We start from the raw sequence: 965 nt of genomic DNA, 5'->3' as shown, positions 1-965 counted from the left end.
AATTGCGACTTATATATAGATGATACCTCGGGATATTTTAAAAAAAAAAATAAAAATAGAAATTATGAGTTACATAATTTTTTAATTGAGTCTAATATTGCAGATAGTAATCTGAAATACGATACATATATTAGAGATATTCAAAGAAAATTTAAAAAAAAATTAGATTTTTTCGGAAAAAAGAAATTCCTTATTGAGTCCAAAAATAATACAAAAAAAACTGCTTTTAATAAGATAGACCTTAACGATTATTCAGATAAAATTTTTATTGAAGGTCATTACGAGTCTGAAAAATATTTTATTGATTATAAGAAAGAAATTATTCAATTTTTTAAGATAAAAAAAGAAAAAATCGATATAAATAATAGATACAAAAAAGATATTGATAATTCAAATTCAGTATCAATTTGTATTAGACAGAACAGATATTCGGAAGGCAAACATAAGGACCACAATAAATCTAATAAATTTACTAAAGATACAATAGATTATATTTACAAATCCATTGAACATATTAAAAAAAATGTTGAAAAACCAAAATTCTTTATATGGTCTAATGATTTATCCAATCTTAGTGGTTATTTTAATCAAGATGAGTGTATTTTTATTGATAATAAACAAAATAAATCTGTAAACGATTTTTATTTATTTAATTTTTGTAAGCATTTCATAGTTGGTCCTACGTCTTTTCATTGGTGGGGGGCTTGGTTGAATGAAAATCCAAATAAAATTTGTATTAGACCTTTAAATTTAAATCCATCCAATAATATTGATTTTTGGCCTGAAAATTGGGTTTCAATTTAAATTTTTATTTTGTTTAGTGCATTATTTTTAAATATATTTGCCTCTCTAATATATCTTCTAACCATTTGTGTTGTTTTATGACCTGTCATAGCCATTATGCTTCGCTCATCAGCGCCTGAATCAGCAGCTACTGTTGCAAAACCTGACCTTAAACTATGACC

General features: G+C 24.4%; 2 protein-coding genes. One reads left to right on the top strand and one right to left on the bottom strand.

The genetic code is table 11. The annotated features are described in order from the left end of the window. On the top strand, positions 1–804 hold an 804-nt coding region (locus AMN73_RS00135; RefSeq protein WP_075534311.1), incomplete at its 5' end, for an alpha-1,2-fucosyltransferase. Here AMN73_RS00135 and AMN73_RS00130 read toward each other — a convergent pair. After that, the coding region (locus AMN73_RS00130; protein WP_179850059.1) for a tyrosine-type recombinase/integrase at positions 801–965 on the bottom strand (165 nt) is incomplete at its 5' end. The genes AMN73_RS00135 and AMN73_RS00130 overlap by 4 nt on opposite strands.

This window comes from Candidatus Pelagibacter communis (assembly GCF_001179965.1).
GTDB lineage: Bacteria > Pseudomonadota > Alphaproteobacteria > Pelagibacterales > Pelagibacteraceae > Pelagibacter.
This window is presented reverse-complemented; position numbering and strand designations above follow the sequence as displayed.